This is a genomic window from Cellvibrio fontiphilus (genome assembly GCF_042646205.1).
Taxonomy (GTDB): Bacteria; Pseudomonadota; Gammaproteobacteria; order Pseudomonadales; family Cellvibrionaceae; genus Cellvibrio; species Cellvibrio fontiphilus_A.
On sequence record NZ_JBHRTF010000004.1, the window covers coordinates 1167914 to 1184323 of the forward strand.

Sequence of the window (16410 nt, forward strand, 5' to 3'; positions counted from 1 at the left end):
TATGTCGTTAATTTTGGATGCCCTCAATCGCGCCGATAATGAACGTAAAAATCAGGCGCCTTTACCTGATCTTAATACGCGTCATAGCCCTTTGTCGCTAGAGCCTGATCAGGCTTCCTCCCAGTGGCGCTGGTGGCTGCTTGCCGTAGTGCTTGTATTGATCGTTGTACTTGTCGTCTGGCGATGGTACTCCGCTTCTCAATCTCTGCCAGTAACAGCCGCATCAATGCAAGAAGCCAAGGCTTCAACGGCCAGCTCACAAGCAATAGCGCCAGAGCCTGTCGTAAAACCTTTACCCGTAACAACAGCCCGTGTTACTGAGGCGTCCCAAGGAGTGGCTTCTGGCCCGGTGGGCAGTTTGGCTGCTGTAACCGGGGGTGGAGAAAAGGTTGCGTCTAGCGATATTCAAAATCTCTACGCGGACGAGGCTGATGCTCCGGTGATAGCAGATACTGATGTCAAACAACTTTATGCAACGGAAGAGTCAGTGGGGTCTGAATCTATTGTTGATCCCTTTGTCGGTTCCCAGGTGCCTGACGTGACATCAGTGCCGAGCGAAGTTGAGCGTGAACCTGCGCGCACCTTTGCCAACTCCCCGGTACAGGATTTCAATGAGTTACCTTGGAATACCAAACAAAAAATGCCAACTATTAGCTACCAGCGCCATGATTACCTTGCCGGTGGTATTAGCAGTGTGGTGATTAATGGCCAGACCCTGGGGGTAGGCAACATAGTCGCTACTGGTCAGTTTGTAGTACAAGATATCTTGGTGGATGGTGTGGTGCTAAAACACGGTGACAGGGTATTTAAATTGCGCGCCCTAAATGGCTGGATCAATATGTAAACCTTGTGCTAGCCAGCAATAAAGGAGCCTGATGGCTCCTTTATTGTTTGTGGCTACTTTCTCTGCAAATAGCTGGTTCTGCAGCAACAAGTACTAGCTGGCGCTGCCCATTTTGGATTGCAGGTAGTTTTGCAGGCCGACTGTATCAATCAGTGATAGTTGGGTTTCCAGCCAGTCAACATGCTCTTCTTCTGATTCGAGAATACTTTTCAGTAAATCGCGGCTGACAAAATCGCGCACGCTTTCGCAAATTAATATGCCATCGCGCAAGTCGGGGATTGCCTTTAACTCAAGTCGCAGGTCAGATTTGAGCATCTCTGGCGTATCTTCGCCTATGTGCAGTTTGCCCAGATCTTGCAGGTTAGGTAGGCCTTCGAGAAACAAAATACGCTCAACCAAGGCGTCGGCGTGTTTCATTTCATCGATAGATTCGTGGTACTCATGATCAGCCAACTCTTTCAGGCCCCAATCTTTGTACATGCGCGCGTGTAAAAAATACTGGTTGATGGCAACCAATTCATTGCCCAGTACCTTGTTTAAGACCGCTATAACTTGTGGATCGCCTTTCATGGGAGTTCTCCTTAGTACGCTGAATGTAAGACCAAAAGTCTGGGCGCCACTGGGAGTTATGTCAAGCGTGATGTTTTGTAAGTAATTGAAAGATAAGGAAAATAAATAAAATCGTAATGATTTGGATTCTTACTACGGTTTCATGTAACAAGATTGGTAGCAGCTTAAGCTACTGCGTAGAACTGTGGCAGGCCGTTTATTGAAGGTGTGGTCTCCAGTGATTCGCTCAGGATCTCACGAGTCATGGCTGAGCATTTGCCGCATTGGGTGGCAACGCCCAATGCCTTGCGCAAGCGGCCTAAGGAGTCAGCTCCCTCGTTGATGGCAGCTTTGATTTGTTTATCGGTAATGCCTTTGCACAAACATACGTACATAAAAACGTCCGGGCTGGGTCAAAAAATGAGCTTAAATTTGCAAATGAAACTCTAAATCAGGTGAGAATCTATGTCAACAATAGCTGAGATAAATTCCCGTTTGAGTCTGCTTTACATTAGGTGAGTTTTTTTCGCGACTTCATGTGCAACCGGATTGGCTATAGCGATGGCTTTAGATTTGTCATATAGAAAATCTATGGGACTGCTGGCGCGAGCTGTGTAAGATAGCGGCGCACTATTGGTATTAAAGATGTAATCAATTACTGACCACAAAATGGTCACAATAGAGGAATAGCTTTATTGAAATTGGTTTTTGTCTTAAACCTCAACCACCCCTAACCCGAACTATAGGAGATGAATTATGGGCGTATTAGTAGGTAAAAAAGCACCTGATTTTACTGCAGCTGCAGTATTGGCAAGTGGCGAAATCGTAGATGGCTACAATTTTGCTGCTGCAACCAAGGGTAAAAAAGCGGTTGTATTCTTCTACCCATTGGACTTCACCTTTGTATGTCCTTCTGAGTTGTTGGCTTTTGATAGCCGCGTGCAAGAGTTCAAAAAGCGCAATGTGGAAGTGATTGGTGTATCTATCGACTCTCAGTTCACTCACAACGCCTGGCGCAACACTCCTGTTAATCAAGGTGGTATTGGCCCAGTGCGTTACACCCTGGTTGCCGACATTACGCATGCTATCGCCAAGGCTTACGATGTTGAGTCTGCAGACGGTGTAGCTTTCCGCGGTACTTTCATCATCGACGAAGCGGGCGTTGTTCGCTCACAAATCGTTAATGATTTGCCCATCGGTCGTAACATCGATGAAACCATCCGCACTGTGGACGCCTTGATATTCCACGAGCAACACGGTGAAGTTTGCCCTGCAGGTTGGAAAGATGGTGATAAAGGTATGGATGCTTCACCAGAAGGTGTTGCTAAATACTTGGCTGAAAACGCCGACAAGCTGTAAGTTTTACTTTTAGCTTCAAGTCTTGTAAAAAGCCCGGCCTTATGTCGGGCTTTTTATTAACAGAAATTCATGTTTTTGCTGTTTTCCACGCTGTTTGGGAGCGGGTTTTATGACAACTGCTAAAAAAATAGATATGCATCCCAGCTGGTTAGTGCCGCTTGGGCAAGAGTTTGAACAGCCCTATATGCAGGCACTCAAAGCATTTTTGTTGGCAGAAAAACAGCAAGGTAAGGTTATTTATCCCGAGTCAAAAAATATTTTCAATGCGTTTAACAGCACACCGCTTGATGCAGTAAAAGTAGTAATTCTGGGGCAAGACCCATACCACGGGCCTCAGCAAGCTCATGGCTTGTGCTTCTCCGTACAACCTGGTGTACAAGTACCTCCTTCGCTGCAAAACATGTTCAAAGAATTGCAGCGCGATATTGGTTTCAAACATCCCGGGCATGGATGTCTGCAAGCTTGGGCAAATCAGGGCGTGCTTTTGCTTAATGCTACCCTGACTGTGCAGCAGGCTGCTGCCGGCTCCCATCAAGGGCGTGGTTGGGAGCAGTTTACCGACCGTGCCATACAAATCGTCAACGAGCAGTGTTCAGGCGTTGTGTTTTTGTTGTGGGGAGGTTATGCCCAGAAAAAAGCTGCATTTATCGACCAGCAAAAACACCTGGTGCTCAAAGCGCCTCATCCATCGCCCTTGTCTGCGCATCGCGGATTCATTGGTTGCGGTCACTTTTCTCTTGCGAATTCTTACCTGGTATCTCAAGGAAAAACTCCGATTGATTGGCAGTTGTAATCATCCAATCTCAATAATTGAAGTCAAAATGACAATAAGTTTTTTGTAAAAATAACTTTGTAAAGTTGTTTTTTAACAGATTGACAGCGCTGTCACATAGGGGTAGTTTTACGCGCAATCGAGTGATCAGGTCATGGCGCCTGATTGCACATGAAATTATTTAGCGAGAAAAATAAAAACCAATCGTTTGCGCTTATGGCATTGGGCATCAAGTTGCAATCGGCTAAATAAATGCGCGAATTCGCCTGCAGTTTATGGGGCGAAAATGTTTGAAACAGTATCCATTGGATAATGCTTCGAACACTGTGTACCGGAAAATAATCCCGACGATAAAAAAGGAGAGGGCTCCATGTACGACACAATAAGCTTCAAAAAGAAAATGTTGGCAACTGCCGTTGCATCTGTTGCGGCAAGTATGAGTGGAATTGTTTTTGCGCAAGATAATCAAGTTGAAGAAGTGATGGTCACCGGTATCCGTGCATCGGTGATGCAATCTATGGATACCAAGCGCAATGCGGTAGGTGTGGTTGATGCAATTTCGGCTGAAGATATCGGTAAAATGCCCGATACCAACCTTGCAGAATCTTTACAGCGTATTACCGGTCTGTCGATCAATCGCTCAGATGGTGAAGGCTCACAAGTAACCGCGCGTGGTATTGGTGCTGAATTAAACATGGTTACGTTGAATGGCCGTGTTATGCCAGCCGTTGCCAACAACAATACCGGCGATTCCTCAACTCGCGCTTATGATTTTGCAAACCTCGCATCTGAGTCTGTGTTTGGTGTGGAAGTTTATAAAACTGGCCGTGCCGATGTCGCAACTGGTGGTTTGGGCGCTACGATTAATATCAATACCCTGCGCCCTCTGGAAGCCGGCAGTCGCGCCAGTATTGGTGTGAAAGCAACGCAAGATGAAACTGTACGCTCCGGAGTGGGCGACGAAATCACGCCAGAAATTTCCGGTTTGTATTCCTGGGTTAACGACGATGATACCTTTGGTGTTGCATTAACTGGTTCTTATCAGCGTCGCGATAATTCGAACGCGAATAATTTTGTAAACAACTGGGCCAATATCAACAAGTGGGATGCAACTAATCCTGATGTCACCAAACGTTCAGTAGAGCGTTTCAAAGACGGTGTTGTAATTAACAATGCTCCAAATCATGGCGATTTGTATGCGCTGCCAACCGATTTGCGCTACGAAGTGCAAGACAATGAGCGCGAACGTACCAATGCCCAAGCTGTATTCCAATTCAAGCCAACTGAGCGTTTAACGGCGACTTTGGACTACACCTATTCTGGTTTGGATCGCACCTCTGATCGCGCGCAACAATCTGTTTGGTTTAACGTTGACGCTATTTCCGAGCTGACTTTTGATAACGGTGCAGTTCGCACTCCCGTTATTTATCGCGAGTCTTATCTGACTAACGGTGTTAGTCGTCTGAAGGATGTGTCTTTTGCTGGCGGTCATGTTGAATCTTATACCGATAACAATTCGGTTGGTTTGAATCTCGCCTTTGAAGTGAATGATCAACTTTCATTAAGTTTGGATCATCACAGCTCCAGTGCAAAAAATGCCAGTGATGGTGTAGAAATTGGTATGAATGCCAACGTTGTGACGGGTGAATATGTAGATTGGTCCAAGAGCATGCCGCTCATGAGTGTCACTTTTGATGATTGTATCACTCGCAATCGTCCACCACGTGCTACCTATACCAGCGGTAACTGTAACGGCACATTGGATGGCGGCGATGTGAGTGGTGCAATGACCAATAACCCACGCTCACGCAACCGCACCGAGATTGAACAAACACAATTGTCGGGCGAATTCCAATTCAATGGCTCAGGTTTCTTTGAAAACGCTGCACTTCATTTTGGTATTGAGCAACGTAAGGATTTGAACGCAAGCCGCGCCTCAGGTGATAACCGTCAAGGTATTGGTAACTGGGACGGTATTGATCCAGCAGCATACCCGGACCAATATTTTGAGATGCGCGATTTTGGTCGTGATTTCCCCGACTACGGTGCAACCACCAATGATCCTTTGTTCTTTGTTGGTATTGACGCTAACTTGCCAAAAATCATTGAAACTGCTGAAGCTATTAATGCCTCTGGTGCATATCCAGAAGATTTCTATGATTTCGTGAATGGAAAAATTCAATGGAACGGTATCTACACAACTAACCGTACCATTGAAGAAGAGTCCAAATCAGCTTACGTACAATTCAGTTCCAATTTTGACTTGGGTGGCATGGACTCCAATATTTTGGTTGGCGTTCGCTACGAAGAAACCGATGTTAATTCCCGCTCTTTGGTAAATGAGCCGCGTATCCTCTGGTGGGAAGGCGATAACGACTGGTCAGTGCGTTATGCAAATGAAAAAACCTTGCAAACTGGTTCCGGTTCTTATGATTATCTGCTACCCAATATCGATTTCGATATTAGCCCGATGGATTCACTGAAAGTGCGTGTATCTTTGAGTGAAACTATTGGTCGTCCAAGTTATGTGGATCTGCGTCCTGATGTTGGCTTGAATGATCTGTACAACAGAACTGCTAACTCCGGTGTTCCTGGCTTGAAACCTATGGAGTCATTTAACACCGATCTTTCTGCGGAGTGGTATTACACCGACGACAGTTATGTGTCTTTGGGCTATTTCCGTAAAGACGTAGATAACTTCATTGGTACGCAAATTGTTGAAGAGTCTGCTTACGGTTTGCGCGATGTACGCTTGGGTCAATTAGCGCTGGGAAGTGGTATTCCACAAACCAACGAATTGGCATTGCATACATACGTACTCGCAAATTCTAATCCACAATTTATTTCTGATAATGGCCGCTGGGTTCGCGCTGACGGTGATGACCCACTGTTAATGTGGAAAGTGAACAAGCCGGTGAATGACAAAGCAACCGTGATTGATGGTATCGAATTTGCCGTGCAGCACTGGTTCGGTGATACCGGTTTTGGTGTGCAGGCAAACTACACCATGGTTGATGCTGATGTAGAGTTCGATAACCTCACTACTGAAGGTCAGTTTGCAATGACCGGTTTGTCAGATACCGCTAACTTCGTTGGTTTCTATGACCGCGATGCATGGCAAATTCGTTTGGCATACAACTGGCGCGACAGCTTCCTGGAAAGCCGTACTGCCGGTGGTGGTAACCAGCCAGAATACGTTGAAGATTATGCGCAAATCGACGTGTCTATCGGTTATGAAATTAACGATAACCTGACCTTAACAGCAGAGGGTATCAACGTAACGGGCGAGAACTACCGTACCCATGGTCGCTCCAAGGCACAGTTGCTGTCCCTTGAGGATTTGGGGGCACGTTACCAGCTTGGCTTGCGTTACACTTTCTAAGTTAATGTTTGCATGGCAAAAATAAACAAAGCCGCTGGAAACAGCGGCTTTGTTTTTTGTGTTGGCAATAGGAATAACAATGACGAACTATCAGATGCTTAACAATGTCGCACACAAAGATCTTCGCGTAATTACCAGGCGCGGTGCCGATTTGGGCGATGCTGTTGCGGGTTGTGCAGTTTATCCTGGTGAATTTAATGAGATCCAAAAACACTATCCGATTTTATTTCAGCGTACAGATGATGGTCGCTGGCTCACCATTTGCCTTTTGGGTTTTGAGTCAAATGAAAATTTATTTTTGGCTGGGGATTCCTGGGCGGCTCCCTATATTCCGGCCATTATTGAGCGTGAACCGTTTGTAATAGGCATGAAAGAAACACTGGATGGCCGTGTCGACGCTGTGGTGAATATCGATCTTGCCAATCCTCGAATCGCCCGCGGTGAGGAAGGGGAGTTGTTGTTTTTACCGCAGGGCGGTCATTCTGCCTATTTGGAAAAAATCACTCGTGTGCTTTCTTTATTGCATGAAGGTGTGGCTGAAGTCGAATCTATGCTGAACGAATTCGAGCGTTTGGAGTTAATAGAGCCTATTAGATTGGAAATCACCTTCGCAAATGGGACTAATTTTATTAGCAACCGCTATGCGACAATTAATAAATCGCGTCTGTTAGCATTGCCTGATAATGAAATTGCTCAATTACATCGCAATGGAATGTTGCGTTATGCTTATTTAATAATAGGTTCATTCAGTAATATCCAATCCTTGGTTGATATTAAAAATACCAAACTCTTGCAGCAATCCTGACTCGGCTTGATTTGATAATAAGAGGTAAAAATGCGGCCTGTAAAAAAATTAGTCATAGTAGGTGGTGGCACCGCTGGTTGGTTAGCGGCGGCTGCTATAGGAAAGGTCTATCAGGGAAGAGTGCAAGTGACTCTGGTTGAGTCCGAGGAAATAGGAGTGGTTGGTGTAGGCGAAGCAACTATTCCTACTATGCAGGCTTTTCACAAGCTGATTGGCATTGATGAAGCAGAAATGATGCGTGCTACCCATGCCACATTTAAGTTGGGTATTAATTTCAAGGATTGGGGTAGTGTAGGTGAGGATTACATTCATGCCTTTGGTCAGGTCGGGCGTATTTTTTGGGCAGGAGAATTCCAGCATTTTTGGGTGCGTGCACAAAAGTTAGGTTTACATATTCCTTTTGGTGCTTATTGTTTGGAGCACGAGGCAGCGCGCGCTGAACGCTTTGCCATTAGTGATAATCCCGCACTTAATTATGCGTTTCATTTTGATGCCGGGCTCTACGCGAAATATCTGCGTCAATTTAGCGAGCGTTTAGGCGTGATTCGCTGCGAGGGAAAAATCGAACAGGTTTTGCAAAACCTGGATACAGGTTTTATTGAATCTTTACAGCTGAATAACGGCACTAAAATCGAAGGTGATTTTTTTGTCGATTGCAGCGGATTTCGCGGTTTGTTAATCGAGCAGACACTCAACACCGGTTATGAAAATTGGCAGCACTGGCTGCCCTGTGACACGGCGCTGGCGGTGCAAACCGCTAAAGTAAAACCGGCTACCCCTTACACCAGTTCTACTGCGCAGGCATTCGGTTGGCAGTGGCGTATCCCTTTACAAAATCGCACGGGCAATGGCCTTGTTTACTCCAGTCAATTTGCCGATAAGGCTTGGGCAGAAAAAACCTTAACTGCCAACATTGAAGGTGACATGTTAACCGAACCGCGAGTGATTCAATTTACTACAGGGCGGCGTAAGCTCGGGTGGAATAAAAATTGTGTCGCACTGGGTTTGGCTTCTGGTTTTCTTGAACCTTTGGAATCAACCAGTATTCACATGGTCACTTCCGGTTTGATCCGCTTTTTACGTTTGTTTCCCTTGCGTGGAGTGCAGCAGGTGTTAGTTGACGAATACAACCGTCAATCAAAGGAGGAGGCGGAATCTATTCGCGATTTCATCATCCTGCATTACCACGCAACGCGTCGTAATGATTCGTCGTTTTGGAATTATGTGCGGCAGATGTCGGTGCCGGAAACCTTGCGTCATCGCATGGATATGTTTACACAAAGTGGCATGGTGTTTTTGGGTGGGGATGAATTATTCAGGACAAATGGTTGGACACAGGTGTTAATTGGGCAGGGTTTTGTTCCTGGTGACTATCAGCCCATAGTGGATAATATGTCTGATGCGGAATTCACCCAGTACATGACCAGCTTTCGCGATCACGTTGCCACTAGCCTGGCGCAGCTTCCCAGTCATGAAGCGTTTATCGCCCGTTACTGTGCCATGGAGCTGTAACAGGTTTTTCGCGTCTGCGTGATCGACTTGTGATTCTGCCAAGTAATATACTCCGCGAGCATATTATCTGGCAGGACAATCCCAAGAAGTAAGTTATGGCTAATCCAATAAAAAAAGTTGTTATTGTCGGCGGCGGCACGGCAGGTTGGTTGGCAGCAGGTTTGTTGGCTGCTGAGTTTAAACACAACCAGTCGCCTATCAGCATTACCCTCATTGAATCCCCGGATGTGAATACCATTGGAGTGGGGGAGGGCACCTGGCCTTCCATGCGCACGACCTTGCGCAAGATTGGTATTTCCGAAACGGATTTAATTCGAGAGTGTTTTGCTTCGTTCAAACAAGGTTCTAAATTTGTTGGCTGGCGTACCGGCGCTGCCGATGATATCTATCATCATCCTTTTAGTATTCCCAACGGCTACGCAGAATGTAATTTAGCTGCAGTCTGGCAAACGCAATTTGTTGATCGCCCTTTTGCCGAAGTGGTTTCCTCCCAATTCACCATAGCCGAACAGGGTTTGGCTCCCAAACAAATCACCACGCCTGAATATGCGGGGGTTTTGAATTATGGCTATCACTTGGATGCTGGTAAGTTCGCTGCTTTGTTGCAGCAGCACTGCACCAAGGCTCTGGGAGTCATTCATGTTTTGGATCACGTTACCCGCGTTGTCGCTGCAGAAAATGGCGATATTACTGCGCTCGATACTAAAACCTCGGGCTTGCTCGATGGCGACTTGTTTATCGATTGTTCGGGTTTAAGTTGCCTGTTGTTGGGGCAGCACTTTGGCGTTCCGTTTGTTGATAAAAAACATCTCTCCCTAAACGACACTGCCCTGGCTATGCAGGTGCCTTACCCCGAGCCTTCAAGTCCGATTGAGTCCTGTACTGTGGCAACGGCGCAATCAGCGGGCTGGACTTGGGATATAGGTTTGTCGTCCCGCCGTGGCGTGGGTTATGTGTTTTCCAGCAGCTACATTTCGCAGGAGCAAGCTGAAGTAGAGTTGCGGGCGCATATTGCTAAAAGTGTTGGCCAAAAGGTTGCGGATTCTCTGACCAGTAAAAAGTTATCCATCAGGGCGGGGCATCGGCAGGAGTTCTGGCATCGCAACTGCGTTGCGGTGGGAATGGCGGCCGGGTTTATTGAACCCTTGGAGGCATCGGCATTGGCTTTGGTCGAGTTGTCGATGAATATGATTTGCGAAGAGTTCCCGGTGGATAGATCGGCAATGAACATTGTCTCCAGGCGGTTTAATGAAATTTTCCGTTATCGCTGGGATCGTATTATCGACTTTCTCAAGCTTCACTACGCTCTGACGGCACGCCAGGATTCAGATTACTGGCGCGATATGTCTGCCCCCGAAGCCCTGCCTGAGCATCTGCGGGAATTATTGCAGCTATGGAAAAGCCGGCCACCCCATCGCAGTGATTTCATTCAGGTGGAGGAGATTTTCCCTTCTGCCAGTTATCAGTATGTGCTTTATGGTATGGGGTTTACTATGGATGCCAGCCGTTTGCCGCGCAGCTCGGACAATCCATCATTAGCCTTGAATCGTATTCGCGAGAATGCTGAAAAGACGCGTAAATATCTTTCTGGCTTACCTTCAAATCGGGCGCTGATCGACCATGTAATCCAACATGGCATGCCGCTGATTTAATCCTCCCTGTTTCGATTTCTGAAGTCGTCATATCGAGGTTCAATTATGAGCTCGATATGGCGTTCCTTATGTTCCTCTTCTGTCGCTTTATCTGTGTTTGGTGATGGGTTCCTCGTTGCTTCCAAATTATTGTTGACAGCGCTGTCATAAAGCCATAAAGTGACATCAGTTGATTGAAATGCTTGTCGGGCGAAGGAGTGTCGCTGTTGGTTTCGAGCATTTAGGTTCTCTCACCGTCGATGTCTGGTTGATGCATCGACGTCTCCCTGCGCCCTCTGGATTCCAGAGGGCTTTTTTTTTGCCTCGCAAGTCGTTTTTCCGTTTGTTTACATGCCTCTGGCTAGGTTATTTGGAGGCGAGCTGGCATAATCGACGCCCCGAATTTTACGGGTTTGCCCCATGATTGTTGCGTTGAGGGCGAACCCTCTTTGGCGAGCCTTGCGGGACTGCTATCGCATTGGATAGCTAGCGCAAAGAATGCCTTTCCTGTCAGCTAGAGGACTACCATGAAGCCAGCCGTAAAACCCAATAACCCCAATTTTTCATCTGGCCCCTGCAGCAAACGCCCGGGTTATAGCTTGGATCAGTTGGATATTTCCACTCTGGGTCGTTCACATCGCTCCACCATCGGCAAAGCAGCCTTACAACGCGCCTGCGAAGACACCGCCGAGTTACTCGGCCTGCCGGAAGGTTATCGCGTTGGTGTAGTACCCGGTTCCGATACCGGCGCCGTGGAAATGGCGATGTGGTCGCTGCTTGGCGCGCGCGGTGTGGATATCCTGCAGTGGGAATCCTTCGGTAAGGGCTGGTTGAGCGATGCCACCAAAGAACTGAAATTGAGCGTTAACGCCCACGAAGCGGATTACGGTCTGCTGCCGGACTTGTCCAAAGTCAATTTTGATAACGATGTTATCTTCACCTGGAACGGCACCACCTCTGGCGTAAAAGTCCCCAATGGCGATTGGATTCCTGCGGATCGCAAAGGCTTGACCATTTGCGACGCTACCTCGGCGGTATTTGCGATGGAAATGCCTTGGGAAAAGCTCGATGTGATTACCTACAGCTGGCAGAAAGTGCTGGGTGGTGAAGGTGCTCACGGTATGTTGATTCTCAGCCCACGCGCGGTAGAGCGTTTGGAAACCTACAAACCCAGCTGGCCGATGCCCAAGTTGTTCCGCATGACCAGCGGCGGCAAAGTGGTTGAGGGGATTTTCAAAGGCGATACCATCAATACCCCCTCCATGCTGGCGGTAGCGGATTATTTGGATGCGTTGGATTGGGTGCGTGCGATTGGCGGCGTGAAAGAAACTATCGCCCGCTCCAACGCCAACCTCGAGGTGTTGAAAAAGTTTGTGGCCGCCAATGACTGGATCGACTTTTTGGCGCAAACACCAGAAACCCTGTCCAACACCAGCGTGTGTTTCACCCTGAAGGCTACGCCTGACCAAGTCAAAACCATGATCAAGCTGCTGGATAAAGAAGCTGTGGCCTACGACATTGGCGCTTACCGCGATGCCCCTCCCGGCCTGCGTATCTGGTGCGGCGCAACCGTGAGCGCCAGCGACCTTGAGGCACTGCTGCCTTGGTTGACCTGGGCTTACGAGCAAGCCACCGCGGCCTGATTAGCCAGTTAATTGAATGAAGGCCGTGTTTTTACACGGCCTTTTTGTTCGTCGATTTGAGGATAAACCCCATGTTCAAAATCAAAACCTACAACGCGATTTCCATTAAAGGCCTGAACCGTTTTCCCCGCGAGAACTATGAAGTGGCGAGCGATATCGGCAGCCCGGATGCCTACATTCTGCGCAGTCATAAACTGCACGGCGAAGCCTTGCCTGAGTCAGTTAAAGCGGTTGCGCGCGCCGGCGCCGGCACCAATAACGTGCCAGTGGAGGAATACACCAAAAAAGGCGTGGTGGTGTTCAACTCCCCTGGCGCCAATGCCAATGCGGTGAAGGAGCTGGTGCTGGCTGGTATGTTGCTTGGCTCGCGCGGCATAGTATCGGGCATGCAGTATGTGAACGGGTTGACTCACATGACTGACGCCGAAGAAATGTCCAAATTACTGGAAAAAGAAAAATCTAACTTTGCCGGTATGGAAATCCAAGGCAAGACTTTGGGTATTGTCGGTTTGGGTGCGATTGGTTCCTTGATCGCCGATGCGGCATTGGCGCTCGGTATGAATGTGGTGGGTTTTGACCCTGCCTTGTCGGTAGAAGCGGCATGGCGCCTGCCCAATCAGGTAGGGCGCATGGAAAACCTGCAATCGCTGCTGGCGCGCTCAGACTTTATCACCCTGCATGTGCCTGCCATTCCGCAGACCAAACATTTGATTAATGCCGATACCCTGAAGGTATGTAAAAAAGGTGCGGTGTTGTTGAATTTTGCGCGTGAAGCGATTGTGGATGCTCACGCCGTGGTGGACAGCCTCAATGCCGGTCATTTGGGCAAATACATCTGCGACTTCCCTGAGCCAATTCTGCTTAATCGCCCCGATGTGTTGGCCATGCCACACATAGGCGCCAGCACCGAGGAAGCTGAGGAAAACTGCGCCATTATGGCGGCGGATCAGTTGGTGGATTATCTGGAAAACGGCAACATCAAAAACTCGGTGAATTTCCCTGCCGTATCTATGGATCGCAATGCCGGCATAGGCGCGCGTATTACTTTCTCTAACCAGAACGTATCGGGTGTGTTGGGGCATGTGCTGTCGGTACTGGCCGATCACAAAGCCAACGTGGTAGACATGGTGAACAAAAGCCGTGGTGATGTGGCCTACAACATCATTGATGTGGAAACGGCACCTTCGGCAGAGCTGATTGCCGCCTTGGCCAAGGTCGAGCATGTGATCGCAGTGCGTGTGATTTAATCTGGATTGGGGGCAGGGCAGGTGTATAAATTAATCTTCTTTGTCCCTGCAACCCATCTGGAAATAGTAAAAACTGCTGTTTTTGAGGCGGGTGCTGGCAGGATTGGTAACTACGATCAATGTTGCTGGCAAGTGCTTGGGCAAGGGCAATTCAGGCCCTTGCCCGGTGCCCGGCCGTACTTGGGCAAGCTCGGTGAATGTGAGACGCTGGCCGAGTATCGAGTTGAGTTGGTTTGTGCCAGTGAATATATTCGCGCGAGCATAGCTGCGTTAATAGCTGCTCATCCCTATGAGACACCGGCATATGATGTTTCATTAATGGTCAATTTAGAGGAGCTTTAGTGGCTTCCTGGTTATTCAGAGGGTTGAGCCAATATCTAAAAAAGGCTCCTCTCGCCCCTGTTTCCTTTCCCCAAGCCGCGGTTTTGGTGCTTATTAGTCGCGGTGACAATCCCTCTATTCTGTTTACCAAGCGCGCTGCGCATCTGCGCAACCACCCGGGTGAGGTCTGCTTCCCGGGCGGGATGTGGGAGCCAGGTGATACCAGCCTGCTGATGACAGCCCAGCGTGAAACTCTGGAAGAAATAGGTTTACCTGCTGGTCAGATTCAATTGCTGGGTTGTTTGCCTCAATGCCATACGCGGGCCGGTACGGCGGTGACCCCGTTTGTCGCCGCGTTTGATGCAAGCTTCCCTCTACAGCCTTCGCCTCATGAGCTGGATAGCATTTTTATGGTGCCTATTGCCGATTTCAAAAGTTTGCAGGTACGAGAGGACTGTTTCGAGCGGCAGGGGCTGCTCCAGCAGGTGCCTGTATATCACTTTCAGGGTTATGAAATTTGGGGGTTCACCGCAGCTGTCACCGCCCAGTTGTTATTATTGATAGAGCGTACACAGGCTTAATTGCCCGCATTCTGTCGTAATTGGCTACAATCAGGTAATTAGGTGGGAATATCCTGCTGCCTCGCTATTCTACGTTGCACAATAACAAGATGGAGACTGTCAGATGCCGTTGCAATACAACAAAACGCTTGTAGAAGTTTTTGCCGAATCCTGCACAAAATATGCTGACAAAAAAGCTTTCACATGCATGGGGCACTCGCTGACTTATGCAGATCTTGATCACCTGTCTGGGCAATTTGCCGCTTATTTACAGCAGCAAACTTCTCTCAGGCCTGGTGATCGAATTGCCATTCAACTGCCCAATATATTGCAATACCCGGTAGCCATATTTGGAGCCTTGCGGGCGGGGATGGTGGTGGTGAATACCAACCCTCTTTACACACCACATGAGATCAAGCACCAGCTTAATGATTCGGGAGCAAAAGCCTTGGTGGTGTTGGCAAATATCGCCAAAAATGCAGCCTCAATTATTAACGAAACCAGTGTGGAGCAAGTGATAGTGACAGAACTTGCTGATCTGCACCCATTTATCAAACGCACCCTGATAAATGCAGTGGTAAAACATGTAAAAAAAATGGTGCCGCCATTTTCTTTTCCTAAACAAATTGCATTTAACCGCGCATTGGCTTCGGCTTCTGCTCCTTGGCAAAGCGTTATGCAATCGCCAGAAGATGTTGCTGTTTTGCAATATACCGGTGGCACTACCGGTGTTGCCAAAGGCGCTATGTTGACCCACCGAAATCTGGTGGCGAACATGGAGCAGCTTAATGAGCGCATGAAAAATGTGTTCCGCCCCGCGCAAGAGCTGTACGTTGCGCCTTTACCTTTGTACCACATTTATTCTTTTACAATTCACTGTACCTCGGCGGTGGCTTTGGGTAATCACAGTTTACTTATTCCCAATCCACGCGATATTCCCACTTTTGTCAAAACTTTGCAGGGCGTCCCGTTTACGTTTTTTGTTGGTTTGAACACTTTGTTCAACGCACTTATGCGCAATCAGGATTTTTGCAATCTGGATTTCAGCAGCCTACGCCTTACTTGTTCGGGTGGTATGGCGCTGACCGCAGAAACTACTAAACATTGGTTGGAATTAACCAAAGCACCTATCAGTGAAGGTTATGGTTTGACGGAAACCTCACCGGTTGTATCGAATAACCCAATCGATCAAGTGCAATTCGGAACTGTGGGTTTGCCCTTGCCTGATACTGAGTGCAAAGTTATTGATGAGCATAACAATAGTTTGCCTACCGGTGAGGCGGGTGAATTATGCGTGCGCGGCCCGCAGGTGATGAAAGGGTATTGGCAGCGTGTGGAAGCGACCGCCGAAGTGTTGGATGCCGATGGCTGGTTTAAAACTGGCGATATTGCTGTAATTCAGTCGGATGGATTTATCAAAATTGTTGATCGTAAAAAAGACATGATTAACGTCAGTGGTTTCAAAGTATTTCCTAATGAGGTAGAGGACGTATTGAGCAGTCACCCCGATGTTATTGAAGCTGCTGTAGTGGGTGTGTCCGATGGAGAAGGGAGTGAAATTGTTAAAGCTTTTATCGTTACTGCAAACGAAAGCCTGACAGTGGAAGAGCTGCGTAAGTTTGCTAAACAAACACTCACCGCTTACAAAGTTCCTCATCAAATTGAATTTCGTAAAGACTTACCGAAAACGAATGTGGGAAAAATTTTGAGACGCGAGTTGCGCGACCAAGACATTAAAAAATAAATTTTAATTTGACTCTTTGGAATAATAATTAATCAGGAAAC

Annotated in this window: 14 protein-coding genes; 12 read left to right on the forward strand and 2 right to left on the reverse strand. The window is 47.7% G+C overall.

Annotated elements, in window-relative coordinates; translation table 11 throughout:
* Position 1: 1 nt before the first annotated feature.
* Positions 2-844, forward strand: coding sequence for a general secretion pathway protein GspB (locus ACFODX_RS13500; protein ID WP_378119966.1), 843 nt, complete (start codon positions 2-4; stop codon positions 842-844).
* Between the two features lie 93 nt (positions 845-937).
* Here the strand turns inward: ACFODX_RS13500 and bfr are convergent, their stop codons facing one another.
* Both bfr and ACFODX_RS13510 read right to left on the reverse strand, forming a co-directional pair.
* Positions 938-1414, reverse strand: a complete 477-nt coding sequence (gene bfr, locus ACFODX_RS13505; protein WP_324257603.1) for a bacterioferritin — start codon at positions 1412-1414, stop codon at positions 938-940.
* 164 nt (positions 1415-1578) lie between these two features.
* A complete protein-coding gene (locus ACFODX_RS13510) occupies positions 1579-1788 on the reverse strand; it encodes a bacterioferritin-associated ferredoxin (RefSeq protein WP_378119969.1) in 210 nt (69 codons plus the stop codon).
* 361 nt (positions 1789-2149) lie between these two features.
* On the opposite strand from ACFODX_RS13510, the gene ACFODX_RS13515 reads away from it, so the two are divergent.
* The 11 genes from ACFODX_RS13515 (at position 2150) to ACFODX_RS13565 (ending at position 16369) form a co-directional block, all read left to right on the forward strand.
* Entirely contained in the window at positions 2150-2752 is a 603-nt protein-coding gene (locus tag ACFODX_RS13515; protein WP_324257601.1) for a peroxiredoxin, read from the forward strand.
* A gap of 109 nt (positions 2753-2861) precedes the next feature.
* Positions 2862-3545, forward strand: coding sequence for a uracil-DNA glycosylase (gene ung / locus ACFODX_RS13520; RefSeq protein ID WP_378119972.1), 684 nt, complete (start codon positions 2862-2864; stop codon positions 3543-3545).
* A 349-nt stretch (positions 3546-3894) separates the two neighbouring features.
* Positions 3895-6906 carry a TonB-dependent receptor gene (locus ACFODX_RS13525; protein WP_378119974.1) on the forward strand — a complete coding sequence of 1004 codons (3012 nt, stop codon included), beginning with the start codon at positions 3895-3897 and terminating at the stop codon, positions 6904-6906.
* Positions 6907-6964: 58 nt separating this feature from the next.
* Entirely contained in the window at positions 6965-7711 is a 747-nt protein-coding gene (locus tag ACFODX_RS13530) for a SapC family protein (protein ID WP_378120113.1), read from the forward strand.
* A gap of 30 nt (positions 7712-7741) precedes the next feature.
* Positions 7742-9223, forward strand: coding sequence for a tryptophan halogenase family protein (locus tag ACFODX_RS13535; RefSeq protein ID WP_378119976.1), 1482 nt, complete (start codon positions 7742-7744; stop codon positions 9221-9223).
* A 95-nt stretch (positions 9224-9318) separates the two neighbouring features.
* Positions 9319-10875, forward strand: coding sequence for a tryptophan halogenase family protein (locus ACFODX_RS13540; protein WP_378119978.1), 1557 nt, complete (start codon positions 9319-9321; stop codon positions 10873-10875).
* A 506-nt stretch (positions 10876-11381) separates the two neighbouring features.
* Positions 11382-12497, forward strand: coding sequence for a phosphoserine transaminase (locus ACFODX_RS13545; RefSeq protein ID WP_378119980.1), 1116 nt, complete (start codon positions 11382-11384; stop codon positions 12495-12497).
* Between the two features lie 71 nt (positions 12498-12568).
* Positions 12569-13744, forward strand: coding sequence for a phosphoglycerate dehydrogenase (locus ACFODX_RS13550; RefSeq protein ID WP_378119982.1), 1176 nt, complete (start codon positions 12569-12571; stop codon positions 13742-13744).
* Positions 13745-13765: 21 nt separating this feature from the next.
* On the forward strand, positions 13766-14086 hold the full coding sequence (locus ACFODX_RS13555; protein WP_378119984.1) for an NGG1p interacting factor NIF3: 321 nt from the start codon (positions 13766-13768) through the stop codon (positions 14084-14086).
* A complete protein-coding gene (locus ACFODX_RS13560; RefSeq protein WP_378119986.1) occupies positions 14086-14646 on the forward strand; it encodes an NUDIX hydrolase in 561 nt (186 codons plus the stop codon). The genes ACFODX_RS13555 and ACFODX_RS13560 overlap by 1 nt, the downstream gene beginning before the upstream one ends.
* Positions 14647-14749: 103 nt before the next feature.
* Entirely contained in the window at positions 14750-16369 is a 1620-nt protein-coding gene (locus ACFODX_RS13565; RefSeq protein ID WP_378119988.1) for an AMP-binding protein, read from the forward strand.
* The last annotated feature ends 41 nt before the right edge of the window (positions 16370-16410 follow it).

Coding starts and splice junctions, on each gene's coding strand:
- ACFODX_RS13500 (WP_378119966.1), top strand. CDS start 2: ATGTCGTTAATTTTGGATGCCCTCAATCGCGCCGATAATGAACGTAAA.
- bfr (WP_324257603.1), bottom strand. CDS start 1,414: ATGAAAGGCGATCCACAAGTTATAGCGGTCTTAAACAAGGTACTGGGC.
- ACFODX_RS13510 (WP_378119969.1), bottom strand. CDS start 1,788: ATGTACGTATGTTTGTGCAAAGGCATTACCGATAAACAAATCAAAGCT.
- ACFODX_RS13515 (WP_324257601.1), top strand. CDS start 2,150: ATGGGCGTATTAGTAGGTAAAAAAGCACCTGATTTTACTGCAGCTGCA.
- ung (WP_378119972.1), top strand. CDS start 2,862: ATGACAACTGCTAAAAAAATAGATATGCATCCCAGCTGGTTAGTGCCG.
- ACFODX_RS13525 (WP_378119974.1), top strand. CDS start 3,895: ATGTACGACACAATAAGCTTCAAAAAGAAAATGTTGGCAACTGCCGTT.
- ACFODX_RS13535 (WP_378119976.1), top strand. CDS start 7,742: ATGCGGCCTGTAAAAAAATTAGTCATAGTAGGTGGTGGCACCGCTGGT.
- ACFODX_RS13540 (WP_378119978.1), top strand. CDS start 9,319: ATGGCTAATCCAATAAAAAAAGTTGTTATTGTCGGCGGCGGCACGGCA.
- ACFODX_RS13545 (WP_378119980.1), top strand. CDS start 11,382: ATGAAGCCAGCCGTAAAACCCAATAACCCCAATTTTTCATCTGGCCCC.
- ACFODX_RS13550 (WP_378119982.1), top strand. CDS start 12,569: ATGTTCAAAATCAAAACCTACAACGCGATTTCCATTAAAGGCCTGAAC.
- ACFODX_RS13565 (WP_378119988.1), top strand. CDS start 14,750: ATGCCGTTGCAATACAACAAAACGCTTGTAGAAGTTTTTGCCGAATCC.